This is a genomic window from Kitasatospora sp. NPDC004289 (genome assembly GCF_053602875.1).
Window position 1 is genome coordinate 71,902 of the sequence record NZ_JBSGEL010000032.1, and the last position, 23,623, is coordinate 95,524.

General features: G+C 71.8%; 22 protein-coding genes, 1 pseudogene and 1 riboswitch. Of the genes and pseudogenes, 13 read left to right on the top strand and 10 right to left on the bottom strand.

Annotated elements, in window-relative coordinates; translation table 11 throughout:
• Positions 1 to 93: 93 nt before the first annotated feature.
• The gene (locus ACWEPF_RS22275) at positions 94 to 999 is read right to left on the bottom strand and encodes an SIS domain-containing protein (RefSeq protein WP_452173874.1); all 906 of its coding nucleotides are present in this window, start codon (positions 997 to 999) and stop codon (positions 94 to 96) included.
• 171 nt (positions 1,000 to 1,170) lie between these two features.
• Here ACWEPF_RS22275 and ACWEPF_RS22280 point away from each other — a divergent pair, with 171 nt between their 5' ends.
• A complete protein-coding gene (locus ACWEPF_RS22280; protein ID WP_345283678.1) occupies positions 1,171 to 1,953 on the top strand; it encodes a DeoR/GlpR family DNA-binding transcription regulator in 783 nt (260 codons plus the stop codon).
• A 143-nt stretch (positions 1,954 to 2,096) separates the two neighbouring features.
• On the top strand, positions 2,097 to 3,386 hold the full coding sequence (locus ACWEPF_RS22285) for an extracellular solute-binding protein (RefSeq protein ID WP_452173875.1): 1,290 nt from the start codon (positions 2,097 to 2,099) through the stop codon (positions 3,384 to 3,386).
• A gap of 7 nt (positions 3,387 to 3,393) precedes the next feature.
• Here the strand turns inward: ACWEPF_RS22285 and ACWEPF_RS22290 are convergent, their stop codons facing one another.
• Positions 3,394 to 3,771: a cupin domain-containing protein gene (locus ACWEPF_RS22290; RefSeq protein ID WP_452173876.1), complete on the bottom strand. Its 378-nt coding sequence runs from the start codon at positions 3,769 to 3,771 to the stop codon at positions 3,394 to 3,396.
• 96 nt (positions 3,772 to 3,867) lie between these two features.
• On the opposite strand from ACWEPF_RS22290, the gene ACWEPF_RS22295 reads away from it, so the two are divergent.
• Complete coding sequence (locus tag ACWEPF_RS22295; RefSeq protein ID WP_345283685.1) at positions 3,868 to 4,095, top strand: DUF3263 domain-containing protein; 228 nt, start codon at positions 3,868 to 3,870, stop codon at positions 4,093 to 4,095.
• A gap of 197 nt (positions 4,096 to 4,292) precedes the next feature.
• On the top strand, positions 4,293 to 5,105 hold the full coding sequence (gene otsB, locus ACWEPF_RS22300) for a trehalose-phosphatase (RefSeq protein ID WP_452173877.1): 813 nt from the start codon (positions 4,293 to 4,295) through the stop codon (positions 5,103 to 5,105).
• 52 nt (positions 5,106 to 5,157) lie between these two features.
• Here the strand turns inward: otsB and ACWEPF_RS22305 are convergent, their stop codons facing one another.
• Genes ACWEPF_RS22305 through ACWEPF_RS22325 form a run of 5 tightly spaced genes read right to left on the bottom strand, consistent with a single transcriptional unit; the run spans position 5,158 to position 10,961 of the window.
• Positions 5,158 to 6,153, bottom strand: coding sequence for a LacI family DNA-binding transcriptional regulator (locus tag ACWEPF_RS22305; protein WP_345283689.1), 996 nt, complete (start codon positions 6,151 to 6,153; stop codon positions 5,158 to 5,160).
• Positions 6,150 to 7,931 (bottom strand): glycoside hydrolase family 36 protein, encoded by a 1,782-nt coding sequence (locus ACWEPF_RS22310; RefSeq protein ID WP_452173878.1) that lies wholly within the window; start codon positions 7,929 to 7,931, stop codon positions 6,150 to 6,152. The genes ACWEPF_RS22305 and ACWEPF_RS22310 overlap by 4 nt, the downstream gene beginning before the upstream one ends.
• Positions 7,928 to 8,764: a carbohydrate ABC transporter permease gene (locus ACWEPF_RS22315; protein WP_452173879.1), complete on the bottom strand. Its 837-nt coding sequence runs from the start codon at positions 8,762 to 8,764 to the stop codon at positions 7,928 to 7,930. Before ACWEPF_RS22315 ends, ACWEPF_RS22310 begins: the two co-directional genes overlap by 4 nt.
• Entirely contained in the window at positions 8,761 to 9,612 is an 852-nt protein-coding gene (locus ACWEPF_RS22320; RefSeq protein WP_449796930.1) for a carbohydrate ABC transporter permease, read from the bottom strand. Before ACWEPF_RS22320 ends, ACWEPF_RS22315 begins: the two co-directional genes overlap by 4 nt.
• Complete coding sequence (locus ACWEPF_RS22325) at positions 9,609 to 10,961, bottom strand: ABC transporter substrate-binding protein (protein ID WP_345283697.1); 1,353 nt, start codon at positions 10,959 to 10,961, stop codon at positions 9,609 to 9,611. The genes ACWEPF_RS22320 and ACWEPF_RS22325 overlap by 4 nt, the downstream gene beginning before the upstream one ends.
• 166 nt (positions 10,962 to 11,127) lie before the next feature.
• Here ACWEPF_RS22325 and ACWEPF_RS22330 point away from each other — a divergent pair, with 166 nt between their 5' ends.
• The gene (locus tag ACWEPF_RS22330; protein WP_452173880.1) at positions 11,128 to 13,080 is read left to right on the top strand and encodes a hypothetical protein; all 1,953 of its coding nucleotides are present in this window, start codon (positions 11,128 to 11,130) and stop codon (positions 13,078 to 13,080) included.
• 52 nt (positions 13,081 to 13,132) lie between these two features.
• Here ACWEPF_RS22330 and ACWEPF_RS22335 read toward each other — a convergent pair whose 3' ends face one another.
• Positions 13,133 to 14,608 carry an alpha,alpha-trehalose-phosphate synthase (UDP-forming) gene (locus ACWEPF_RS22335; protein WP_345283701.1) on the bottom strand — a complete coding sequence of 492 codons (1,476 nt, stop codon included), beginning with the start codon at positions 14,606 to 14,608 and terminating at the stop codon, positions 13,133 to 13,135.
• A gap of 65 nt (positions 14,609 to 14,673) precedes the next feature.
• Positions 14,674 to 15,654 (bottom strand): glucosyl-3-phosphoglycerate synthase, encoded by a 981-nt coding sequence (locus tag ACWEPF_RS22340; RefSeq protein WP_452173883.1) that lies wholly within the window; start codon positions 15,652 to 15,654, stop codon positions 14,674 to 14,676.
• 177 nt (positions 15,655 to 15,831) lie between these two features.
• A riboswitch (SAM riboswitch) is annotated at positions 15,832 to 15,969 on the top strand.
• Between the two features lie 17 nt (positions 15,970 to 15,986).
• Here ACWEPF_RS22340 and thrC point away from each other — a divergent pair.
• The 6 genes from thrC (at position 15,987) to ACWEPF_RS22370 (ending at position 21,082) form a co-directional block, all read left to right on the top strand.
• Positions 15,987 to 17,267, top strand: a complete 1,281-nt coding sequence (gene thrC, locus ACWEPF_RS22345) for a threonine synthase (RefSeq protein ID WP_345283703.1) — start codon at positions 15,987 to 15,989, stop codon at positions 17,265 to 17,267.
• Positions 17,268 to 17,298: 31 nt separating this feature from the next.
• A complete protein-coding gene (locus ACWEPF_RS22350; protein ID WP_345283706.1) occupies positions 17,299 to 17,577 on the top strand; it encodes a ubiquitin-like small modifier protein 1 in 279 nt (92 codons plus the stop codon).
• 535 nt (positions 17,578 to 18,112) lie between these two features.
• Complete coding sequence (locus ACWEPF_RS22355) at positions 18,113 to 18,316, top strand: cold-shock protein (RefSeq protein WP_030289665.1); 204 nt, start codon at positions 18,113 to 18,115, stop codon at positions 18,314 to 18,316.
• 325 nt (positions 18,317 to 18,641) lie between these two features.
• Positions 18,642 to 20,264, top strand: coding sequence for a chaperonin GroEL (groL, locus tag ACWEPF_RS22360; protein WP_345283708.1), 1,623 nt, complete (start codon positions 18,642 to 18,644; stop codon positions 20,262 to 20,264).
• A gap of 186 nt (positions 20,265 to 20,450) precedes the next feature.
• Positions 20,451 to 20,807 carry a hypothetical protein gene (locus ACWEPF_RS22365; RefSeq protein ID WP_449796928.1) on the top strand — a complete coding sequence of 119 codons (357 nt, stop codon included), beginning with the start codon at positions 20,451 to 20,453 and terminating at the stop codon, positions 20,805 to 20,807.
• Positions 20,804 to 21,082 (top strand): DUF4031 domain-containing protein, encoded by a 279-nt coding sequence (locus ACWEPF_RS22370; RefSeq protein ID WP_345283712.1) that lies wholly within the window; start codon positions 20,804 to 20,806, stop codon positions 21,080 to 21,082. The genes ACWEPF_RS22365 and ACWEPF_RS22370 overlap by 4 nt, the downstream gene beginning before the upstream one ends.
• A gap of 27 nt (positions 21,083 to 21,109) precedes the next feature.
• Here ACWEPF_RS22370 and ACWEPF_RS22375 read toward each other — a convergent pair whose 3' ends face one another.
• Positions 21,110 to 21,748, bottom strand: a complete 639-nt coding sequence (locus tag ACWEPF_RS22375) for an HD domain-containing protein (protein WP_449796927.1) — start codon at positions 21,746 to 21,748, stop codon at positions 21,110 to 21,112.
• Between the two features lie 132 nt (positions 21,749 to 21,880).
• Between ACWEPF_RS22375 and ACWEPF_RS22380 the strand changes: the two genes are divergently transcribed.
• Entirely contained in the window at positions 21,881 to 22,612 is a 732-nt protein-coding gene (locus ACWEPF_RS22380) for an ABC transporter ATP-binding protein (protein ID WP_452173881.1), read from the top strand.
• Positions 22,609 to 23,623: pseudogene (locus ACWEPF_RS22385) on the top strand (FtsX-like permease family protein); the annotation flags it as partial. The gene ACWEPF_RS22380 and the pseudogene ACWEPF_RS22385, both read left to right, overlap by 4 nt.

Sequence of the window (23,623 nt, forward strand, 5' to 3'; positions counted from 1 at the left end):
TTTGTCGCCTTTAAGGGTGTCTTAAGGCCCTTTGTTCGGGCTTTGTCAACCTTCTTTCCTATTGTCGGCAAGGGAGTTGGGAAGGAAAAGGGATCAGACCAGGATGATGGAGCGGGTCAGCGCGCGCGGCTCGTCCGGGTTCAGACCGCGCGCCTCGGCGGTCGCCACCGCGAGCCGCTGGGCCCGCACCAGGTCCGCCATCGGGTCCAGGCCGGGCTCGTCCAGCAGCTCGGCGCCGGTGGCCCCGATCTGCTCGGGCAGGCCCTCCGGCAGGCCGCCGAAGGCCCAGACCGCGCGGCCCGGCGCGGCGATGGCGATCGGCCCGTGCCGGTACTCCATCGCCGGGTAGGACTCGGTCCAGGCGCCGGCCGCCTCGCGCATCTTCAGGCCGGCCTCCTGGGCCAGTCCGTACGTCCAGCCGCGGCCGAGGAAGCTCACCTGCTCGGCGGTGACCAGGGCGGCCGGCAGCTGCCAGGCCAGCGCTCGCTCGGCGTCGGCGGCGGCCTGTGCCACCGTGGCCACGCCGGCCGGCAGTGCGTCCTCCAGCTCCAGGTGGGCCCGGAGCAGGGCGAGGGCGGTGGTGGCGAAGCGGGTCTGCACCACCGAGTGCTCGTCGGCGAACTCCAGCATCACGTGCTGGTCGGCCACCTCCAGCACCGGACTGCCGGGGGTGCCGGTGAGCACGGTGGAGGGGGTCTTGAGCCGGTCGAGCAGCTCGATCACCTCGGTGGTGGTGCCGGAGCGGGTGATCGCCACGATCCGGTCGTAGCGGCGCCCGAGCGGGAACTCGGAGGCGGCCAGGGCGTCGGTCTCGCCGTGCCCGCCGCTCTCGCGCAGCACCGCGTAGGCCTGCGCCATGAACCAGGAGGTGCCGCAGCCGACGACCGCGACCCGCTCGCCGCGCCGCGGCAGGGCGGGGGAGACGGTGGCGGCCAGGGCGGCGGCCTGTCGCCAGTTGGCGGGCTGGGTGGCCAGTTCCTGGGCAGTCAGGGAAGACATGGGTACGGCCCCTCCGGGGAATCCAGGCGTGGATGCTTGAAGCTGATTGATTTATAGATGTTTCGCGCAGGATTGCGCAAGAGCACTCGCGCGAGATGAACTGTGGGAAGCTGATCCAGCCGCGCCGGAGACCTCCGGTGCGGGCGCTGCGGGAGAGGGGCGGCACCAAGCGTGTCCAGGTACGAGCGGTGGAACGCACTGCTGGAACTGCTCAACGAGCACGGCAAGTTGGAGGTCGAGGAGGCCGCCGAGGCGCTCGACGTCTCCGCCGCCACCATCCGCCGCGACCTGGACCAGCTGGCGCGCCAGCAGATGGTCACCCGGACCAGGGGCGGCGCGGTGGCGCACAACGTCAGCTACGACCTGCCGCTGCGCTACAAGACCGCCCGCAACGCCGACGCCAAGCAGCGGATCGGCGCCGCGGTGGCCGAGTTGATCGCCCCGGGCGAGGTGGTCGGCCTCAACGGCGGCACCACCACCACCGAGGTGGCCCGCGCGCTGGCCGTGCGCCCGGAGCCGGACGGCGGGTCGGGCCAGGCGCTGACCATCGTCACCAACGCGGTGAACATCGCCAACGAGCTGACGGTCCGTCCGCAGGTGAAGATCGTGCTCACCGGCGGGGTGGCCCGGCCGCAGTCCTACGAGCTGATCGGCCCGCTGGCCACCCTGGTGCTCAACGAACTCGCCCTGGACGTCACGGTCCTGGGCGTGGACGCGCTGGACGCCGAGCACGGCGCCACCGCCCACAACGAGGGCGAGGCGAGCGTCAACCGGCTGCTCGCCGAGCGGGCCCGCCGGGTGGTGGTGGCGGCCGACTCCTCCAAGCTCGGCCACCGGGCCTTCGCCCGGATCTGCGGGGCGGAGCGGATCTCGGTACTGGTGACCGACGACGGCATCTCCGCGGAGCTGACGGCGGCCTTCACGGAGGCCGGCGTGCAGGTGATCACGGCCTGAACGGCCTTCACCCATTAGCGCGTTGCGCCTGATGCAACGTCAGCCGAGATTCGGTAACTACCGTGTGTACAGGTCTGGACCACTGATGGTCCGCGCTGGAAAGGTGGCCGACGCTCCGTCTCCGCCCGAAGGTTGGTCCACCGTTGTCCAGCGCCGCCCGCAGGTCCTTCCTCTCCTCGACGGCCCTCGCCGTCACCGCCGCGCTGCTGCTCAGCGGTTGCGGCGCGCTCGGCCTGGGGAAGGAGGGCGACGTGACGCTCAAGCTGGTCGCGCCGGACTACGGCACCAACCGGGCCACCAGCACCGAGCCGTACTGGCAGGAGCTGGCGAAGAGCTTCGAGGCGGCCAACCCCGGCATCAAGGTCGAGGTCGAGGTGGTCTCCTGGACCGACATCGACACCCGGGTCGCCGAGCTGATCAAGAGCGGCAAGTCCCCCGACCTGGTGCAGACCGGCGGCTACGCCGACCAGGTCGCGGCCGGGCGGCTCTACCCCGCCGGTGACGTGCTGACCATCGAGACCCAGGCCAACATGCTGGCCTCGATCTCCCAGGCCGGGCAGGTGCTCGGCAGCCAGTACGGCATCCCCTTCACCACCTCCTCCCGGCTGTTCTTCTACAACAAGGCGATCTTCGAGAAGGCGGGCGTCACCGCCCCGCCCGCCACCTGGGACGAGCTGATCAAGGCGGCCAAGAAGATCAAGGAGAAGGTGCCGGGGGTCACCCCGTACGCACTGCCGCTCGGCCCCGAGGAGGCCCAGGCCGAGGGCCTGATGTGGGCCACCTCCGGGGGCGGCGGCTTCGCCGACGACGCGGGCAACTACAGCATCGACAGCGACGCCAACCAGAAGACCTTCGACTGGCTGCGCACCTCGCTGGTCAACCCGGGCCTGACCTACAAGGACCCCGGCGCGGTCAACCGGGCCACCGCCTTCGAGGACTTCGCGGCCGGGAAGGTGGCGATGCTCAACGGCCACCCGCAGCTGGCCCTCAACTCCGACAAGTCGGGCGTCCAGTACGGCACTGCCCCGCTGCCCCGCAGGGACGCCCAGGGCAAGGCCTCCTCGATGGGCGTGGCCGACTGGATGATGGCCTTCAAGGCCAACGGGCACCGGGCCGAGATCAAGAAGTTCCTCAGCCACGTCTACCAGAAGGAGAACGTCATCAAGTTCGCGTCGATGTACAACCTCCTGCCGGTGACCCAGGACGCGCGCGAGGAGATGGCGGCCTCCGGCCACAACATCAAGCCCTTCCTGGACGCGCTCACCAACGCGCGCTTCTACCCCTACGGCGAGACCTCCTGGGACCGGGTCAGCGGCCTGCTCAAGAAGCAGCTCGGCGGCGCCGTGAAGAACGACGGACAGGGGGTCCTGTCCGGTCTCCAGGGCGCCGCCGCGGAGGCCGCCGAGCAGAGCCGGCGCACCTCGGGGGGCTGACGGCCGCTCAGGCCCCTTCGGGGGCCTCGGGGGCCTCGGGGCCGAGGTCGATCGCGTAGGCCTTGCGGAGGGTCTCGTGCACCGTCCAGGTGGTGCGGTCGCCCTCGCGCAGGATCCCGACGGTGCCGGGGGCCAGCTCCAGGGTCTCGCCGCCCTCCACCGCGACGGTGGCCCGGCCGCTCACCACCACGAACATCTCGTCCGCCTCGGTGTCGGTCGCCACGCCCGGGGTGATCTGCCAGATGCCGCGCAGGCGGCGGCCGTCGGGCGACTCCCAGAGCAGCTTGCCGGACACCTCGGGGGCGCCGGAGACGATCTGCGAGGGGTCGAGCGGGTCGGGCTCGAGGTCGGTGTCGGGGATGCTGAGAGCGAAGCTGTGGTCCATGGGGTCGACGCTAACCCGGGTGGCGCGACGGGCGGGGGAGCAGACTGTGTCGCCCTGGCCGGGCAGAATGACACCCCGTAAGTGGAGGTGGCCGACATGCCCGACCTGACCGACCGCGAACGCGCGGTGCTCGCCCTGGAGGCCCGCGGCTGGCGCACGGCCGGCGCCAAGGAACGCGCCGTCCGGGAGGAGCTCGACCTCTCCGCCACCCGCTACCACCAGCTCCTCAACGCCCTCCTCGACCGCCCCGAGGCCCTCGCGGCCGAGCCGGTCCTGGTCAACCGCCTACGGCGGGTCAGAGAGCGCAAACGAGCCGAACGTTGATGGCGGACGAGGTTGCGCCCCGCAGGGGCGCGGGGAACTGCGCGCAGGGGAACGGCACCACGTGCAACTGGCTCGCCTGCCCCGATCCAGCGCTGGGCCGCCTTCCGTACTCGCGCAGTTCCTCGCGCCCCTGGGTCGCTGCAACTGGACCTCGCGTTCCGGTGTGAGCCGTCCGTCGCCCGGTTAGGGTCGGAGACATGGGTATCCCTGAGCCGAGGACGGAAGCCGGGCGGGTGGGGCTGCGTGCCCTGGTCGCGGAGCCGCGGAGTGCGGTGGTCGCCCTGGACTTCGACGGGACGTTGGCGCCGATCGTGGCCGATCCGGCCGCCGCGCGGGCCGAGCCGGCGGCGGTGGCGGCGCTGCGGGCGCTGCTGCCGTTGGTGGGCGGGGTCGTGGTGGTGACGGGCCGTCCGGCGGCGGTGGCGGTGGAGTACGGGGGGTTCGAGGGCCTCGGGCTGACCGTGCTGGGGCAGTACGGGGCGGAGCGCTGGGAGGCGGGGGTGCTGACGGCGCCGGAGCCGCCGCCCGGGGTGGCCGCGGCGCGGGCGGAACTGCCGTCGGTGGTGGGGGAGTCGGGCGCCTGGGTGGAGGACAAGGGGCGGGCGCTGGCGGTGCACACCCGCCGGACGGCCGACCCGCAGGCACTGTTGGAGGAACTCCGGGCTCCGCTCGCCGGGTTGGCGGACCGTCACGGGCTGATGGTGGAGCCGGGCCGGTACGTGCTGGAGCTGCGTCCACCGGGTGTGGACAAGGGCGGGGCGCTGACGGAGTACCTGGCGGGCCGGCCGGGGGCGGCGGTGCTGTACGCCGGTGACGACCTCGGCGACCTGCCCGCGTACGAGGCGCTGGAGCTGCGCCGCGAGGGTGGCGGCCCGGCCGTGCTGGTCTGCAGTTCGGCCGTCACGGGCGAGCGCCAGGTCGCCGAACTCGCCGACCGGGCCGACCTGTTGGTCCCCGGCCCGACCGGTGTCGCCGAGCTGCTGCAGGCCCTGGCGGGCGCGCTGCGCTGAAGCGCCGCGCGCCCGTGCCCGGAAGTGGGGGTACGGGCGCGCGGCGGTGGTCTCAGGCCCGCGGCGGGGCCGTGGTGGAGCGGATCACCAGCTCGGGGTCGAAGAGCAACTCGCCCGTGGGGACGGGCCGTCCGGCCACCAGGGCGAGGACGCTGCGGCCCACTTCGAGCGCCAGCCGGTCGGCGGGCTGCCGGACGGTGGTGAGCGGCGGGTCGGTGAACTCCGTGATGATGGTGCCGTCGTAGCCGACCACCGAGACGTCGTCCGGGACGGAGAGGCCGTGCCGGCGCAGGCCGCGGATCGCTCCGAGGGCCATGAAGTCGCTGGCCGCGACGATCGCGGTGGCGCCCTGCTTGAGCAGGCCGGCGGCGGCCGCCTGGCCGCCCTCCACGGTGTAGGACTGGCGGAAGACCCAGCTCTCGGCGTCGGCCAGGCCGCGCCGCTCCATGGCGGCGAGGAAGCCCTCCACCCGGCGGTCGGCCGGGTGGTTGCCGGCCGGGCCGGAGGCCATGCCGATCCGGCGGTGGCCGAGGCGGTGGAGGTGGTCCACGGCGAGTTCGGCGGCGAGCGCGTCGTCGGTGGAGAACACCGGCGCCGGATGCCCGTCCGCGAACTCGCCGTTGATGCCCAGGTAGGGCACCCGGCGGTCGCGCAGCAGCTCGTAGGTCTCGACGTCCGCGCCGTCCACCGTGTTGCTGGCGGAGAGGAAGACCACGGCGGCGATGCCGCGGTCGACCAGGGCGGAGACGAACTCGCGCTCCTGCACCCCGCCGGGGAAGGCGGGGCAGAGCACCATCTTCAGCCCGTGCGGGGCGAGCGCGGACTCGATCCGCTCGGCCACGTCGGCGAAGAACGGGTTGGACACCCGCTCCGTCACCACGGCGACCAACTGGCCGGGCGTGGAACGCTCGTAGCCGAGCTCGGACATCGCCCGCTCGACCGCGTCGCGGGTCTTCTTGGCGACGCCCTGCCGCCGGTTGATCACCCGGCTGACGGTCGCCTCGCTGACACCGGCGCGAGCCGCGAGTTCGGTGATGCCGACCTTCATTCCGCCCCTTCCACCTCGGTGGCCCCCACCGGACCACTGAGCACGGCGAGTCCGGACCTCGGCACCGGCAGCGCGTGCAGGCCGGGCGCGAGGCCCAGCGGCCTGCGCTCGATGATACGGCCGGACGGTCCGTAGGCGGTCAGCTCGGTCTCGCCCCCGGGCTCGGCGACCTCCAGGACGATCCGGTCGGAGGCCGAACCGTTCACCAGGACCAGTTCCTGACGCCAGGTCAGGTCGACCGGGACGACCTGCTCGGAGTGCACGCTGACCAGACCGGTGCCGTCCAGGTCGGCGCGGACCACGGGGTAGAGCTCGTCCGGGCGGCCGGGCTCCACCACGCCGTCCAGCAGCACGCCGCGCAGCCTGGTCCACTGGCCGAGCCAGAAGGCGATCGCGGCCCGGTGCTCCTCGGGGACCTCGGTGAGCCGCACCGAGACCTGCGGGACGGAGTGCAGGGTGCCGATCAACTGCCGGGCCACGCTGTGCGCGGGCGCCTCGCGGTGCCAGAGCAGCATGTCCGAGTGGACCGCGCCGCCGATCGCCAGGAAGGCGGTGTCGATGGTGCGGACCCGGTTGGCGGTGGAGTCCGCCGGGCAGTCGAAGGAGCGCAGCAGGTTCCCGTACGGGGCCATGCCGGGGCCGGTGTACGGCTGGCGCAGCTCCAGCAGCAGGCCGGGGCGGACGAGTTCCAGCTCGCGGCGGACCTCGGCCAGCAGCTCGGTCATGGCCCGGCCGACGTCGGGGCCGCCGTCGCCGGCGTGCACCATCGCCTCGTCCAGGAAGTCCAGCTTGAGGCCGTCCAGCCCGTGGTCGCGGACCAGCCGGACGCAGAGCGCGACCACGTGCGCCCGGACCTCGGGCAGCCGGGGGTCCAGCACGTAGGCGCCGGGGACGCCGGCCCGCACGGTGGGCCGCCACCTGTCGTACGCCTCGGAGTCCGGGCCGACCAGCAGCGGGGCGACCCAGAGCAGGTAGTGCAGGCCCAGGCCGCGCACCTCGGCGACGTGCGCGGTCAGGTCGGGGAACTTGGCCGGGTCGGGCCGCCAGTCGCCGCAGCCGGCGTAGCCGCGGCCGTGGCCGCCGAGCTGCCAGCCGTCGTCCAGGATCAGCGCGCCGAAGCCCAGGGTGGTGGCCAGCGCGGCCTCGGCGGCCACGGAGTCCGCGTCCACCTGCTGGTTGAAGGCGTACCAGGTCGAGTACACCGGGGTGCGGGCGCCGTCCGGCACCGGCATCGGGGTGATCCCGGCGGCGTACCACGCGCGCAGGGTGCGCATCGCGGTGGCCACCGAGGGCGAGCGCGGGACGAAGAGCAGCCGGTGCCCGCCGGGGGCGGGGGGCAGCAGCAGCTGCACCACGAAGCTGTCGGTCTCCTCGGAGACCCCGAACCGCAGGCGCGCCTCGGGCACCGGGTCGGCGGCCGCGAAGGTGAGCACGGTGGTGCCGGAGTGGTCGTAGAGGCAGCCGGTGGCGAGTGCGTCCACCAGCGAGACCGCGGCCTTCCCCTCCCAGTCCGCGGTCAGGGTGCGGCGCCAGCCGCCCTGCGGGTGCCAGTAGCCGGCGGCGTCGCCGAGCGGCACCGAGAGCCGGACCTCGACGGGCCCGCCGTCGGCCGAGTCGACCGCCACCATCCGGATGCCGGAGGGGAGTTCGGTGCTGGACCAGTGCCCGCCGGGCACCGCGACCGAGACCAGGTCGAGCAGCGGCTCGAAGGTGGCCGGGGTCAACTCGGCGGTGGTGACCGCCTCTTGGCCGATCTGGTCGATGTGGTTGATGGTCATTCCTTCACCGCCCCTGCGAGGAGTCCGGAGACGAAGTGCTTCTGAAGTGCCAGGAAGAGGGCCGCCATCGGCAGGGCGGCGATCGCCGTGCCGGCCAGGATGGCGCCGTAGTCGGTGTCGTCCACGCCCTGCAGCGAGGCCAGCGCGACCGGGATGGTGAGCGCGCTCTCGCTGCGCAGCACCGTGAGCGGCCAGATGAACTCGTTCCACTGGAAGAGGAAGAGGAAGATGGCCAGCGCGGCCAGCGCGGGCCGCATCGGGGGCAGCGCCACCCGGAGGAAGAGCCGCAGTTCGCCGCAGCCGTCCACCCGGCCGGAGTCCAGCAGCTCGTTCGGGAGGGTGGACATCGACTGCCGCATCAGGAAGATGCCGAACGGCAGCGCCAGGTTGGGCAGGATGACGGCCTGGTAGGTGTCCAGCCAGGTCAGCTCGGCCATCAGGCGGAACAGCGGCACCAGGGTGACCTGGGACGGGATCACCAGACCCAGCATCAGGAGGCCGAACAGCGCCTCCTTGCCCTTGAACTCGAACTTGGCGAAGCCGTAGCCGGCCAGGGTGCAGATCACCCCGGCGGTCAGCGTGTAGACCACCGCGATGCCCAGGGAGTTGACCACCACCCGGCCGAAGTCGGCCTTCTCCTGCAGCGAGTTGAGGTTGTCCAGCAGGTGCCCGCCGGGCAGCAGCGGCGGCGGGGAGGTGAAGATCTCCTTGGAGCTGTGGGTGGCGGCGATGATCAGCCAGTAGAACGGGACCAGGACGGCGGCCAGGGTGATGGCCAGCGACCAGGTCAGGCCGATCGACTTGGCGGTGCGGTGATCGGTGCGGGCGCTCATGACTTGTCCCCCAGCAGCTTGAACTGGACGAGGCCGAGGGCACCGATGATCAGCGCCAGCGCGTAGGCGATCGCCGAGGCGTAGCCGAAGTCGAAGTACTTGAAGGCGTTCTGGTACAGGTACATGCCGATGGTCAGGGTCGCGTTGTCGGGCCCGCCGCCGGTGAGGACGTAGGGCTCGTCGAAGATCTGCAGGGTGCCGATGGTGGAGAGCACCGTGGTGAGCAGCAGGGCCGGCTTGATGCCGGGCAGGGTCACGTGCCGGAACGCCTTCCAGGCGCCCGCCCCGTCCACCGCGGCCGCGTCGTACAGCTCGGCGGGGACGGACTGCAGGCGGGCGAGCAGGATGACCGCGTTGTAACCGGTGTAGTGCCAGGTCAGTGCCAGCCCGAGCGAGATCTTCGCCCAGAGCGGGTCGGTCAGCCAGGGGACGTCCGCCCCGAGCAGCCAGTTGACCAGGCCGTACTGCTGGTTGAGCAGGACGGAGAAGATGATCCCGTAGGCCACCAGGCCGGTGATCATCGGCAGGAAGAAGCCCAGCCGGAACACGGACCGGGCCCGCAGCAGCGAGGAGTTGAGCGCCACTGCGAGGCCGGTCGCGAGGGTCAGCATGAGCGGCACCTGGATCGCCAGGATGACCGCGCTGTTCCCGAGGGAGGTCCAGAACAGCGGGTCGTCGAGCAGCCTGGCGTAGTTGTCCAGGCCGGCGAAGGTCTCGGTGCCTCCGGTGGAGCGGTACAGGCTGAGCCGGAACGAGGCGGCGATCGGGTAGACCTTGAAAGCCGCGAACAACAGCAGCGCCGGGAGGACGAACAGGTACGGCAGCGCACGCCGCCTCGCCGGGGTCATCGAACGACCTTGCGCCCGGTCTGCTGGGCGAGCTGGTCGGCGGCCTGCTTCAGGACCTCGGCCGGGTCGGCACCCTTGAGCAGGACCTTGGTCTGAGCGTCCGTCACCACCTTGAGGGCACGGGCGTAGTCGGCCGAGTAGTTGGTGGCCGGCGACGGCGTCTGCAGGGCCTTGAGGAAGATCTCGCCCTGCTTCTGGCCGCTGAAGAACGGCGACGGGGTGTGGAAGGCCGAGTCCTCGTAGGCGGACATCAGGGCCGGCGCGATGCCCTTGCCCTTGTAGATGGCGACCTGGGAGGCCGGGCGGGTCAGCACGAACTCGATGAAGCTCCAGGCGGCGGCCTGCTGCTTGCTGGAACCGGAGACGGCCAGGTGGGTCGAGTTCACGGTGGCCGCGTTGGTGCCGCCCTGGCGGACGGCCGGGGGGAGCCGGACCTTCCACTTGCCGGCCTCCTGCGGCACCAGGCCCTCGATGATCCCGCCGAACCAGGTCGGCCAGGGCAGCACCGCGGAGGTGGTGTCCTTGATGGAGTTCTCCAGCGCGCTCCAGCCGCCGGACAGGTCGGCGACCAGGCCCGCGTCGTTCAGCTTCTTGATGATGGTCATCGCGGTGACCGCCTGCGGCGAGTCCAGGGTGATCGCGCCGTCCATGTTGAAGTAGAAGGCGCCCTGGAGCTGGAGCAGCAGCTGGAAGAAGTTGGCGGCGTCGGCCTGCGAGGCGGGCTTGTCGATGCCCAGCAGGTACTTGCCGGTCTTCTCCTTGAGCTTCTTGCCCGCCTCGATGACCTCGTCCCAGGTCTGCAGCCCCTCGACGTCCACCCCGGCCTGCTCGAACAGGTCGGCGCGGTACCAGAAGCCGCCCGAGTTGGCCTCCCACGGCAGGGCGTTGACCCGGCCCTTGGGCGCCACGGTCTCCCACAGGCCGGCGGCGAAGGCGTTCTGGTACTTGGTGGCGCCGAGCGGGCCGAGGTCGGCCAGGCCGTTCGGGAACTTCTCGACGTAGCTCGGCAGGTAGTCCACACCGATGTGCAGGACGTCGGCCAGGCCGGCGCCGCCGGCCGCCATGCCGGTGGTGATCTTGTCCCAGATGGCGGGGTTGCCGATGTCCTGGACGGTGACCTTGATGTCCGGGTACGCCTTGTTGAACTCCGGCAGGAGCGCCTTGAGCTGGGCGGCGGGGCCCTGCCAGCTCCAGACCGAGATCTCGCCCTTCTTGGCGTCGCCCGCGCCGCCGCCCTTGGCGTCGGTGCCGGCACCGGTGCCGGAGCACGCGGTGGTGAGGCCGGTCAGCCCGGCGCCCACGGTGATGGCGCCGCCGAGTCTGAGCAGTCCGCGTCTGTCGAGGTCCATGGTGTCTGCCTTTCGAGGGTGGGTGACGGCTGGACGTTAGCAACGCTGCCAGCAGACTTGCAATGGCGTGATGAAAACTTTCTTCCCCGACGTGCAAGAGGATTGAAAGCCTTAGCGCGGGCTGTTAGCTTCGCTGCACCCTCTACAGGCGACCCAGGAGACCCTGATGCGACGCGCCTCAACGACGCTGCTCACTGCTCTCGCACTGCTCGCACCGCTCGCCCCACAGACCTTCGCGGTGGCCGAAGCCGCCACCGCCAAGGTGCCGACCGTGGTCAACCCCGGTTTCGAACTCGGCACCCGGGGCTGGAACTTCACCTCCGGCTCCGGAGTGGCCACCAACTACCCGCACGGCGGCGCCAAGCTCGCCTACCTCGACGGCGGCCCCGGGTTCCGGATCAGCCAGACGCTGACCGCCCCGGTGGACGGCCGGTACGACATCTCGGCCTGGATCGCGGCCGGCGGCCAGGGCGGCCGCTTCGCCGTGAAGGTCAACGGCGCGGAGGCCGGATCGGTCACCGTGCCGGCCCGCTTCGAGTACGCCCGGCACACCGTCAGCCGGGTCGGGGTGCACAAGGGCGACAAGCTGGAGATCGCCTTCGAGTCCGGCGACGCCTGGCTCAACATCGACGACGTGATGATCTCCCCGGCGGCCCCGGCCGACCCGGTCGCCACCTCCTCCGACCCTCGGGTGGTGGAGATGTTCGACTGGGCCAAGCGCAAGGCCAACTCCTGGGTGCTGCTCGCCGGTTCGACCGGCCCGGTGAACGTCGACGAGAACAACCGCTTCGGCACCGGCACCGCCGTCTACGGCCCCTCGTACTGGGCCGGCTACGCCAACCGCAGCGGCTACTACTCCCGCGACATGGCCCACCAGGTGGTCGGCGCCCAGGTGCTCGGCCTGACCGCCGAGAACCGCACCATGCTGCGCTCGTTCGCGGCCTCGGCCACCGAGGCGCACAAGTACTACCCGGTCTGGGCGCACAACTTCGACACCGGCACCTACCTGAGCATCGACTACCGCCGCCCCGACCTGTTCGTCCGCGAGGTGCCGGCCCCGTTCGAGCTGGTGGAGAAGGCGGCCCAGGCGTACCGCTGGAGCGGGGACAAGTCCTACGTCGAGGACGAGGTGTTCTGGGACTTCTACCGGCACACCACGGAAGAGTTCGTCGCCCTGCACGACCAGGCGAAGCCGAACGGCGGGGTGGCGGTCGCGGAGGGCACCGGCAAGGGCATCTTCTCCGGCACCGCCAGCTACAACGAGCAGGGCAACGAGAAGCTGGCCGAGGCCGGTGACGGCATAGCCGCCCAGTACCAGGCCTACCTCGGCCTGGCCGCGCTGGCCCGGGGCAAGGGCGACACGGCGCTGGCCGCCAGGGCCGAGCAGCAGGCCGCCGCCCTCAAGCAGTACTTCAACTCCGAGTGGAGCGGCGCCGGTTCGGGCGCGGACATGGTCCGGGCGTACTCACTGGACGGCACCGCGTTCAAGGGCTGGGGGCTGGAGAACAGCTGGTTCATGCCGATGAAGCGGATCATCGAGGCCGGCCCGCGCAACGAGGCCTACCTGGACTACGTGGACGCCCAGGCGGCCGGCCCCGACGGCCCGTCCAACATCGAGGCCTTCACCTACCTGCCGGACACCTTCTTCGCCAACAACCGCAACGACGCCGCCTGGAAGTGGATGAAGTACGTCTACGACCAGCGCGACGTGCAGCACGTGAACGCCTCGCAGGGCCCGAACGGCGACTACCCCGAGGTCTCCTTCACCCTGGTCGGCCAGACCGTCTCCGGCCTGCTCGGCCTGGAGCCGGACGCCCCGAACCGCAGGCTCACCACGCAGTCCCGGCTGCCCGCCGGGATGGACTGGCTGCAGGTGGACGACATCCCGGTCGGCAAGGACCGGATCGGCCTGCGTCAGGACGGGGTCAACCGCTCCACCCTGACCAACCACTCGGCGAGCCGCACCTACACCTGGGAGGCCCGCTTCGCCGGCAGCCACCCGACGCTGAGCGTGGACGGGGTGGCGCGCAAGGCGCAGACCAAGGTCGAGCACGGGGTCACCTACACCTACCTCACCGTCAAGGTGGCGGCGGGGCAGACGGTCTCGGTCGCGGTCTGACGACCCGTCCGGGCCGGTGGGGATCAGCCCCCCACCGGCCCGGACGGCCCGCTCACTCGCCGCGCAGCGCGTGCAGCTGGTCCAGGAACCACTGCTGCGGCGGCAGCGCGGTGGCCGCGGCGGCCAACCGCTTGGTGCGGTCGGCCCGTTCGGCCTCCGGCATGGTGAGGGCGCGGTGCAGCGCCTCGGCGGTGGCGATCACGTCGTAGGGGTTCACCACCACCGAGTCCTCGCCCAGCTCGGCGTGGGCGCCGGCCTCCCGGGAGAGCACCAGGGCGCAGCCCGCGTCGGAGACCACTGGAACCTCCTTGGCGACCAGGTTCATCCCGTCCCGGATCGGGTTGACCAGGGCCACGTCGGCCAGCCGGTAGGCGGCCAGCGAGCGCGGGAAGTCGTCGTTCACGTGCAGGATCAGCGGCTGCCAACCCGCCGTCCCGAACTCGTCGTTGATCTCCTGGGCGGTCCGCTGCACGGCGGCGGTGTACTCGCGGTACTCCGGCAGGTCGTGCCGGGAGGGGTAGGCGAAGGCGACGTGCACCACCCGGTCCTGCCACTCGGGGCGGGTGCGCAGCAGGTGCCGGTAGGCCAGCAGACCGCGGACGATGTTCTTGCTGAGCTCGGTGCGGTCCACCCGGACGATGGTCCGACGGTCGCCGACGGCCTCCCTGAGGGTGGCCAACCTGGCGTCCACGTCCGGCTGGTGGGCCCGCTCGCGGAGGAAGTCGGCGTCCGCGCCCAGCCCGTGCACCCCCAGTGCGGTGGTCCGCCCGGCGTGGGTGACGGTGAGTGCCGCGCGGTCCACGACGGCGCCCAGCACCGCCTCGCAGCAGTCCGCGAAGGCCAGCGCCCAGCGCCGGGTGAGGAAGCCGGCCCGGTCGGCGCCGAGGATGCCGGTGAGCACGTCGGCCGCCACGTCGTCCGGCAGCAGCCGGTAGTACTCGGGCGGGGCCCACGGGGTGTGCGAGAAGTGACCGATCCTCAGGTCCGGCCGCAGCTCGCGGAGCAGGGCGGGGGCGAGCGAGAGGTGGTAGTCCTGCACCAGGACCGCGGCGTCCGGTGCGGCCTCGGCGGCCAGGGCCTCGGCGAAGGCGGTGTTGTAGGCCCGGTAGGAGTCCCACTCGCGGCGGAAGCGGTCGTCGAAGACCGGTGCCACCGGGGTCTCGTACAGCAGGTGGTGGACGAACCAGAGGGTGGAGTTGGCCACCCCGTTGTACGCCCGGGCGAAGGTGCCGGGGTCGATGTCGAGCATCCGGACGGCCTGACCGCCGACCTGGTGCCCGGCCAGGTCGAGCCGGCCGTCGGGGGCCTGCCGGGCGGCGGTGCGGTCCGCCTCGGAGAGGGCGGCGCACACCCAGACGGCGGACGGGTCGTCGATCGCGGAGAGCCCGGAGACCAGCCCGCCGCCGCCTCTGCGCAGCGTCAGCGAACCGTCGTCCTCGGCGGTGAAGGACACCGGCCCCCGGTTGGAGGCCACCAGGATGGGGGCGGCCCCGGTCTGATTCGAACGTTCGGTCGCGAGATCGGCCATGTCACCAACCTTGCCTCGCACCCCCGGGGGCAAACCAGTCGGCACACGGGGCGCATGCGGGGGGCTCACCGTCGGTGGTACTCCGGCACGGTCACCATCGGCGGCCGCTCCAGTGCGCCGACCGGATGGGTGTGGGCGGTGAACTCCCGGCTGGCCGGATCCCGGGTGAACTGGGTGAGCAGCGGACGGACCAGGTCCTGCGTGCTCTTCAGCCGGTCGGTCCGGTCCAGCCGCTCCAGCGCGGTGCGGTAGATCGTCGCCGCCATCCGCCCGAGTGCCTGGCCGTCCTGGTGCCGGTGGTGCCGCACCCCGACGTCCACCTGGGCCAGCGCGTCCAGCCCGGCCAGCTCCAGCGCGTCCACCAGCAGGCCGAGCTCCACCCCGTAGCCGGTGGGGAAGGGCAGCCGCTCCAGCAGGGACCGGCGGGCCGCGTACTCGCCGCCCAAGGGCTGGACGAATCCGGCCAGTTGGGGCCAGTGGAGGTTCAGCAGGGGGCGCGCCACCAGCTCGGTGACCCGCCCGCCGCCGGCCGGGACGACGGCCCCGTCGGTCTCCAGGGGCCGGTCGTACATCGCCTTCACCAGGTGGATCGACGGGTCGGTCAGCAGCGGCCCGACGATCCCGGAGACGAAGGCCGGGTCGAACTCGCGCAGGTCCGCGTCCACGAAGCAGACGATCTCCCCGGAGGTGGCCAGCAGCGAGCGCCAGAGCACCTCGCCCTTGCCCGCCACCGCCGGCAGCCGGGGCAGCACCTCGTCCCGGTGCACCACCCGGGCGCCGGCCTCCGCCGCGATCCGGGCCGTGCCGTCGGCCGAGCCGGAGTCCACCACCACCAGCTCGTCCACCAGCGGCAGACGCTCCATCAGCTCGCGGCGGATCACCCGGACGATCCCGCCGACGGTCGACTCCTCGTCCAGGGCCGGCAGCACCACGCTGATCGTCCCGGCCGGCCCCGCCGCCTGCTTGGCCGCCAGCAGTGCCTCCAACGGCCGGTCGCCGGCGCTCCAGGAGCGCTGGCACAGCCAGTCGGACACCTCCGGCAGCAACTCCTCGGCAGGGTCGGACGGCTGAGGCTGGTCGGGCACTGTCTCGTCTCCTCGCGCTTCGCATCTCGTACCTCGGACGGCCGGTTCCCGCTCCGGCGCCTTCGGATACAGTCTTCGTACTGCGGTCAGACCTTCGCACGTCGGGGTCGGCCGGAGAGCAGGACCACAACTTCACAGAGCTCATCCAGAGGGACTGAGGGAACGGCCCGTTGACGTCCCGGCAACCTTCTCGCGCGATCAGGCCCATCTGCGGCCACGGCGGGACAGGTGCCAATTCCGGCCTGTGGCGCGACCGCGTCACGGGGAAGATGAGGAGAGAGGCCTCCGCCACCATGGCTACCGCTGTTTCCGCCGCACCCACCGTCGACCTCGGGCCCGCCGACCAGCTGTCCTGTCGCGAGTGCGGCACCAAGTTCCCGCTCGGCCCCAGCTTCGCCTGCCTCGAGTGCTTCGGCCCGCTGGAGATCGCCTACGACTTCGGCTCCGCGGACGCCGAGGCGCTGCGCAAGCGGATCGAGGCCGGCCCGGCCTCCATCTGGCGCTACGCCCCGCTGCTGCCCGTCCCGGCCGACGTGGCCTCCAAGCCCAACCTCAACCCGGGCTGGACCCCGCTGGTGAAGGCCGACAACCTCGGCCGCGAGCTCGGCTTCACCGCCCAGCTGCACGTCAAGGACGACTCGGGCAACCCGACCCACTCCTTCAAGGACCGCGTGGTGGCCTGCGCCATCGAGGCGGCGCGCGCGTTCAACTTCACCACCCTGTCCTGCTCCTCCACCGGCAACCTGGCCGGTGCGGTGGGCGCGGCGGCGGCCCGGGCCGGCTTCAAGTCCTGCGTGTTCATCCCGCACGACCTGGAGCAGGGCAAGGTCGTGATGGCCGGTGTCTACGGCGGCGAGCTGGTCGGCATCGAGGGCAACTACGACGACGTGAACCGCTTCTGCTCCGAGCTGATCGGCGACCCGGCCGGCGAGGGCTGGGGCTTCGTCAACGTCAACCTCCGCCCGTACTACGGCGAGGGCTCCAAGACCCTGGCGTACGAGATCTGCGAGCAGCTCGGCTGGCGCCTGCCGGAGCAGATCGTCATCCCGATCGCCTCGGGCTCCCAGCTCACCAAGATCGACAAGGGTCTGCAGGAGCTGATCAAGCTCGGCCTGGTCGAGGACCGGCCCTACAAGATCTTCGGCGCCCAGGCCGAGGGCTGCTCCCCGGTCTCCGCCGCCTTCAAGGCCGGCCGCGACGTGATCAAGCCGGTCAAGCCCGACACCATCGCCAAGTCGCTGGCGATCGGCAACCCGGCCGACGGCCCGTACGTGCTGGACATCGCCCGCCGCACCGGCGGCGCGGTGGAGGACGTCACCGACGCCGAGGTGGTCGAGGCCATCAAGCTGCTGGCCCGCACCGAGGGCATCTTCGCCGAGACCGCGGGCGGCGTGACCATCGGCGTGCTGAAGAAGCTGGTGGAGACCGGGCAGCTCGACCCGGCCAAGGAGACCGTGGCGATCAACACCGGCGACGGCCTGAAGACCCTGGACGCCGTCTCCGACGCCGGTCTGACCGCCACCATCCGCCCGACCCTGGAGTCCTTCCGGGCCGCCGGCCTCGCCTCCGCCTGATCCCCTTCAGTTCCGTTCTAGGAGTTCCCCCATGAGCGCCACCGTCCGCATCCCGACCATCCTGCGCACCTACACCGGCGGCGCCGCCGAGGTGGCCGCCGAGGGCGCCACCCTGGCCGCCGTGATCGCCGACCTGGACGCCAACCACCCCGGCATCGCCGCCCGGGTGCTGGACGACGCCGGCAAGCTGCGCCGCTTCGTGAACGTCTACGTGAACGACGACGACGTGCGCTTCGCCGAGGGCCTGGAGACCGAGATCAAGGACGGCACCAGCATCTCGATCATTCCGGCCGTGGCCGGGGGCTGCTGAACCGGCTGCTCCGCAGTACGGCGCAATCGACGGGCCGTCACCGCGACCGGAACGAATGATTCCGGTTATTCGGTGGCGGCCCGCCGCATGTCGCGGTGAATTTCCGTCAGGTGCCAGGGGGTAGAGTGCGGAGTCGGATCGGAGGTTTCGAATCCCGTCCGGCGGTACGGCTGAGTCGTGCACGCAGGGCCCGTCCGTCGGTTGAGACGTCGGGCGCCCGCGGTGGGACGGGAACTGTCAGGCCAGCGTCAGGAATCTGACAGCGTCTCATCCCGATTGGTCCGCTATGCCCGGAGCGAATTGCCGCTCCGTGAGGCTTTCCTCCCGTCACATCCCTTTCGTCACACGGTGAATTCGGCGAAGTTGACCCTGTTGCAGAGGGCGTCTGTCCGGATACATTCAGCGGCGGTCGGCGCGTTCAAGCAATGACCGCGGCTACGCCCAGGGGGGGTTCCCTCGGGCGTGTGCCGGTACAGACCTGGGTCCGCATCCTGTGGACCCGCGAAGGGCCAGCACAGCACAAGGGGAGTTCGGAATGGCTCAGGGCACCGTCAAGTGGTTCAACGCGGAGAAGGGCTACGGCTTCATCGCGGTCGACGGTGGTGCGGACGTGTTCGTCCACTACAGCGCGATCCAGATGGACGGCTACCGCACCCTCGAGGAGGGCCAGCGGGTCGAGTTCGAGATCTCCCAGGGGCAGAAGGGCCCGCAGGCGGACATGGTCCGCGCGGCGGTCTGACCTTCCGCACCTGCGGACCTCGGCTCGGCTTCGGGCTGGCAGTCTCCACGCTTCGCCGGCAGGCCCGTACGACACCACGTCGTACGGGCCTGTCGTCGTGTGCGCGCGGGCCCGCGGCGCGGGTGTCCGTATCACGATTGGGCTTGCACTCGATACCCGAGAGTGCTAATCATTGGCGTTAGCACTCACAGCATGAGAGTGACAACGGACCGGGTCGGTGAGGCCCCCGGGAGCGGTAGGGGACAAGACCCCCGCACACCAGGGCCGTCCGTCGCGGGCGCCCTCCGGTCCGGCGCAGTCGACGTGTCCTGGAGGACCACTTCCGATGGCCAAGATCATCGCTTTTGACGAGGAAGCTCGCCGCGGACTCGAGCGCGGCATGAACCAGCTTGCCGACGCCGTCAAGGTGACGCTGGGCCCCAAGGGCCGCAACGTCGTCCTTGAGAAGAAGTGGGGCGCCCCCACGATCACCAACGACGGTGTCTCCATCGCCAAGGAGATCGAGCTCGAGGACCCGTACGAGAAGATCGGCGCGGAGCTCGTCAAGGAGGTCGCCAAGAAGACCGACGACGTCGCGGGTGACGGCACCACCACCGCCACCGTGCTCGCCCAGGCGCTCGTCCGCGAGGGTCTGCGCAACGTCGCCGCCGGCGCCAACCCGATGGCCCTGAAGCGCGGCATCGAGAAGGCCGTCCAGGCTGTCTCCGACCAGCTGCTGGCCCAGGCCAAGGACGTGGAGACCAAGGAGCAGATCGCCTCCACCGCCTCCATCTCCGCCGCCGACACCCAGATCGGCGAGCTCATCGCCGAGGCGATGGACAAGGTCGGCAAGGAAGGCGTCATCACCGTCGAGGAGAGCAACACCTTCGGTCTGGAGCTCGAGCTCACCGAGGGCATGCGCTTCGACAAGGGCTACATCTCCGCCTACTTCGCCACCGACCTGGAGCGGATGGAGTCCTCCTTCGAGGACCCGTACATCCTGATCGCCAACTCCAAGATCGGCTCGGTCAAGGACCTGCTCCCGCTGCTGGAGAAGGTCATGCAGAGCGGCAAGCCGCTCGTCATCATCGCCGAGGACGTCGAGGGCGAGGCCCTGTCGACCCTGGTCGTGAACAAGATCCGTGGCACCTTCAAGTCCGTCGCCGTCAAGGCCCCGGGCTTCGGTGACCGCCGCAAGGCCATGCTCGGCGACATCGCCATCCTCACCGGTGGCACCGTCATCTCCGAGGAGGTCGGCCTCAAGCTGGAGAACGCCGGTCTCGACCTGCTGGGCACCGCCCGCAAGGTGGTCATCACCAAGGACGAGACCACCATCGTCGACGGTGGCGGCGACAGCGACCAGGTCGCCGGCCGCGTGAACCAGATCCGCGCCGAGATCGAGAACTCCGACTCGGACTACGACCGCGAGAAGCTCCAGGAGCGCCTGGCCAAGCTCGCCGGTGGCGTCGCCGTCATCAAGGCCGGCGCCGCGACCGAGGTCGAGCTCAAGGAGCGCAAGCACCGCATCGAGGACGCCGTCCGCAACGCGAAGGCCGCCGTCGAGGAGGGCATCGTCGCCGGTGGTGGCGTCGCGCTGCTGCAGGCCGGTGTCGCCTTCGACAAGCTGGAGCTGACCGGCGACGAGGCCACCGGTGCCAACATCGTGCGCGTCGCGCTCGAGGCCCCGATCAAGCAGATCGCCACCAACGCCGGCCTCGAGGGTGGCGTCGTCGTGGAGAAGGTCCGCAACCTCGAGTCCGGTTGGGGCCTCAACGCCGCGACCAACGAGTACGTCGACCTGATCGCCGCCGGCATCATCGACCCGGCCAAGGTCACCCGCTCCGCCCTCCAGAACGCCGCCTCCATCGCGGCGCTCTTCCTCACCACCGAGGCCGTCATCGCCGACAAGCCGGAGAAGGCCGCCGCGGCCGCCGGCGGCGGCATGCCGGGCGGTGACATGGACTTCTGATCCTCCCGAGGATCGGCAAGCTCCGGAACGTCCGTCAGGGCGGCCTCCCCTCACCGGGGAGGCCGCCCTGCGGCGTTTCACCGTCCGGGGGGACCGCGGCGGCGGCCGGACCGACCTGACGGAGAGCCGCCCGGTCACTCGCCCGGTCCGGTTCCTGCGGCGGGTGGGGGAGGGGACAATGGGGGGATGAGTTCCGATGGCATCGAGAGTGCGCTGCACGCGGCGCGGGCGTTGATCCTGGCCGATCTGACGGCGCGTGACGTGGCCGATCCGCAGGTGGTGTCGCTGGTCGAGGAGGTGCTCACCAAGCGGCGGTGGTGGGTGGAGCAGTGGCCGGACGGGGTGGAGTACCTGGCGGGGCTGGTGGCGCAGGACGTGCAGGACGCGCTGCTGGAGGGGTACGGGCGGTGGCCGGTGTGCCGGTCGTGCGCGGCCGAGGGGGATCCGCACGCGCTGGGCGTGGAGCCGGAGTTGGGGCCGGAGCCGCACTGGGTGTGCGGCAAGGAGGGCGTGGCGGTGGCCCCGGTGGGGTCGCTGACGTGATCCTGGTCGATCCGCCCACCTGGCCGGGGCACGGGAAGTACTGGTCGCACCTGGTGAGCGACGTCTCGTACGCGGAGCTGCACGCCTTCGCGGAGCGGCTGGGTGCCCCTGCGAGGGGCTTCGAGCGGGACCACTACGACATCCCGGCGCACTGGTACGAGAAGGCGGTGGCGCTCGGCGCGGAGCCGGTCGGCAGCAAGGAGCTGGTCGCCCGCCTCAGCGCGGCGGGCCTGCGCCGCCGCAAGGCGGACGTCCGGGGCCCGCGCCCGGCCTGACGGCCCGTCGGACCGGCCGGCCCGGGGTCAGCCGCCGAGCAGCAGCAGTTCGCCCCCGAGGTTGCGGCGGGCGGCGGCGTCGTAGCGTTCGCGGGCCTCGGGGGTGCGGTAGAGCGCGGGCAGGTCGAGGAGTTGGCGCAGGATCGCCGCCCGGCCGGCCCGGAAGGCGTCCTCGGGGACGAAGGCGTACTCCTCGCGGACGGCGGCCGCGTAGGCGGCGTACTGCTCGGGGGTGCCGCCGAGCACCGCGAGGTCGGCGTCGCAGAGGACCTCGCCGTTGCGGTCGCCCTCGGCCGGGTGGTGGCCGACCGTCAGGCGGACCAGGCGGGCCACCTCCTCGACCAACTCCCCGCCCAGGCCCGCCTCCCGCAGGGCGCGGACGGCCAGTGCCGCGGAGCGCTCCTCGTTCTCGGAGCGGTCCGGCCGGTACACCGCGTCGTGGAACCAGGCGGCCAGCCGGACGGCGTCGGCGTCCTCCGCGTGCCCGGCCAGCTCGTCGACCACGTCCAGCACCGCCGCCAGGTGGGCGGTGGTGTGGTAGCGGCGCTGCGGTTCGGCCCAGCGGCCGAGCAGGTCCTCGGCGTACGGGCCGGGGTCGGCGGTGGCGCCGCAGCGGGTGAGCAGGTCGTGCCAGCGGGCGGACAGCGAGGCGGTCATGACGGTCATTCTGCTCCTCTCCGGCCGGTGTGATCCAGACTATATGCCGTTCACCGACTTATGTCGCACACTTGAGTCATCGGCGCGCGGCGGCTATACATACTCGGTATGCAAGACGTTCCGTCGTCCCGAGGGGGAGCCATGTCCGGATCCGGATCACACGCAGGGGCCGTGCTGCGGCTGGAGGGCGTCGGCCGCGTGCACGGCAAGGGCGCCGCCGAGGTGCAGGCGCTGCACCCGATCGACCTCGAGGTGCGCGCCGGGGAGTTCCTGGCCGTGATGGGGCCGTCCGGCTCCGGCAAGTCGACGCTGCTCGCGCTGGCCGGCGGCCTGGACCGGCCGTCCACCGGCCGGGTGCTGGTCGAGGGCACGCCCTTGGAGGGTCTGAGCCGGGCCGGGCTGGCCGACGTCCGCCGCCGTTCGGTGGGCTACGTGTTCCAGTCGTACAACCTGATCCCGTCCCTGACGGCGGCCGAGAACATCGCGCTGCCACGGGAGTTGGACGGCGTCCCGGCCCGCACGGCCCGCGCCGAGGCGCTGGTCGCGCTGGAGGAGCTGGGCATCGCCGAGCTGGCGGACCGCTTCCCGGAGGAGATGTCGGGTGGTCAGCAGCAGCGGGTGGCGATCGGCCGGGCGCTGGCCGGCGAGCGCCGGCTGGTGCTGGCCGACGAGCCGACCGGTGCGTTGGACACCGCGACCGGGGACGCCGTGCTCGCCCTGCTGCGGGCCCGCTGCGACGCGGGTGCGGCGGCCGTGATGGTGACCCACGACCCCTCGCACGCGGCCTGGGCGGACCGGGTGGTCTCGCTGCGCGACGGCCGGATCGTCGACGAGGCCGTGCGCGCCCCGCAGTCGGCGGGAGCGGCCCGATGAGCTCCTGGCGTCCGCTGCTCAGGATGGCCCGCCGGGACGCGCTGCGGGCCAAGGGCCGCAGTGCGCTGGTGGCGGCGATGATCGCGCTGCCGGTGCTCGGCGCGACCGGGGTGGACGTGGTCCACCGCTCCACCCAGCTGACCGCCGCCGAGCGGTCCGACCGGCTGATGGGCCGGGCCGACGCGCTGATCGGCGCGTACGACCTCGGGCGCGTGGTCGAGCAGGCGGTGTTCCCGGCGGACGGCGTGCGGGTGCTGCCGCAGCGGCCGGACGTGCCGTCGACCCCCGAGCAGAAGCGGGCCGTGTCCGCCGAACCGACCGAGCTGCTGGGCGAGTTGCTCCCCAAGGGCAGTGTGCTGACCCCGGCCAGGACCGGCCCGGTCGCGGTGGTCGGGAGCAAGGACGGGATGGCCTCGGTCGAGACCTTCGAGGCCGATCTGACCGGGCGGCTCTGGCAGGGCCGGCTGGACCTGGTCTCCGGCCGGGCGCCCGCCGCCGCCCACGAGGCGGCCGCCACCGAGGGCTTCCTGGCGGCCACCGGCAAGCGGATCGGCGACACCGTGACGGTGCGCGGACTGGAGTCCACGCCGTTCGTGCTGACCGGCACGGTGGAGCACCCCGGCGACCTGAACAAGACCGAACTCGTCGCTCGCCCGGGCGAGTTGTACCAGCCGCTGGACGCCGCCCTGGCCGCCGCCGGGGTCGCCCCGAAGACCGAGAGCGCCGAGCAGGCCGCCGCCCGGAAGGCCGCCTGGCTGGTCACGCTGCCCGCCGGGGCCACCCTGGGCTGGGACCGGGTCACCGAACTCAACCGGCACGGCTACACCATGGCGAGCCGTCAGGTGGCGGCCGACCCGCCCGCCGCCGCGATGGCCCAGGAGGAGGCGGTCGACGCCCAGGGCGAGCGCGAGCGCCGGGTGATGACCATCGCCGTCACCGCCGCGATGGCGCTGCTGGAGGTCGCCCTGCTGGCCGGCCCGGCCTTCGCGGTCGGCGCCCGCCGGGCCCGCC

What these genes read in the sequence shown, in the direction of transcription:
- ACWEPF_RS22275 (WP_452173874.1), bottom strand. Translation starts at nt 999, where the DNA reads ATGTCTTCCCTGACTGCCCAGGAACTGGCCACCCAGCCCGCCAACTGG.
- ACWEPF_RS22290 (WP_452173876.1), bottom strand. Translation starts at nt 3,771, where the DNA reads ATGGACCACAGCTTCGCTCTCAGCATCCCCGACACCGACCTCGAGCCC.
- ACWEPF_RS22295 (WP_345283685.1), top strand. Translation starts at nt 3,868, where the DNA reads ATGCCCGACCTGACCGACCGCGAACGCGCGGTGCTCGCCCTGGAGGCC.
- otsB (WP_452173877.1), top strand. Translation starts at nt 4,293, where the DNA reads ATGGGTATCCCTGAGCCGAGGACGGAAGCCGGGCGGGTGGGGCTGCGT.
- ACWEPF_RS22305 (WP_345283689.1), bottom strand. Translation starts at nt 6,153, where the DNA reads ATGAAGGTCGGCATCACCGAACTCGCGGCTCGCGCCGGTGTCAGCGAG.
- ACWEPF_RS22310 (WP_452173878.1), bottom strand. Translation starts at nt 7,931, where the DNA reads ATGACCATCAACCACATCGACCAGATCGGCCAAGAGGCGGTCACCACC.
- ACWEPF_RS22315 (WP_452173879.1), bottom strand. Translation starts at nt 8,764, where the DNA reads ATGAGCGCCCGCACCGATCACCGCACCGCCAAGTCGATCGGCCTGACC.
- ACWEPF_RS22320 (WP_449796930.1), bottom strand. Translation starts at nt 9,612, where the DNA reads ATGACCCCGGCGAGGCGGCGTGCGCTGCCGTACCTGTTCGTCCTCCCG.
- ACWEPF_RS22325 (WP_345283697.1), bottom strand. Translation starts at nt 10,961, where the DNA reads ATGGACCTCGACAGACGCGGACTGCTCAGACTCGGCGGCGCCATCACC.
- ACWEPF_RS22330 (WP_452173880.1), top strand. Translation starts at nt 11,128, where the DNA reads ATGCGACGCGCCTCAACGACGCTGCTCACTGCTCTCGCACTGCTCGCA.
- ACWEPF_RS22335 (WP_345283701.1), bottom strand. Translation starts at nt 14,608, where the DNA reads ATGGCCGATCTCGCGACCGAACGTTCGAATCAGACCGGGGCCGCCCCC.
- thrC (WP_345283703.1), top strand. Translation starts at nt 15,987, where the DNA reads ATGGCTACCGCTGTTTCCGCCGCACCCACCGTCGACCTCGGGCCCGCC.
- ACWEPF_RS22350 (WP_345283706.1), top strand. Translation starts at nt 17,299, where the DNA reads ATGAGCGCCACCGTCCGCATCCCGACCATCCTGCGCACCTACACCGGC.
- ACWEPF_RS22355 (WP_030289665.1), top strand. Translation starts at nt 18,113, where the DNA reads ATGGCTCAGGGCACCGTCAAGTGGTTCAACGCGGAGAAGGGCTACGGC.
- groL (WP_345283708.1), top strand. Translation starts at nt 18,642, where the DNA reads ATGGCCAAGATCATCGCTTTTGACGAGGAAGCTCGCCGCGGACTCGAG.
- ACWEPF_RS22365 (WP_449796928.1), top strand. Translation starts at nt 20,451, where the DNA reads ATGAGTTCCGATGGCATCGAGAGTGCGCTGCACGCGGCGCGGGCGTTG.
- ACWEPF_RS22375 (WP_449796927.1), bottom strand. Translation starts at nt 21,748, where the DNA reads ATGACCGTCATGACCGCCTCGCTGTCCGCCCGCTGGCACGACCTGCTC.
- ACWEPF_RS22380 (WP_452173881.1), top strand. Translation starts at nt 21,881, where the DNA reads ATGTCCGGATCCGGATCACACGCAGGGGCCGTGCTGCGGCTGGAGGGC.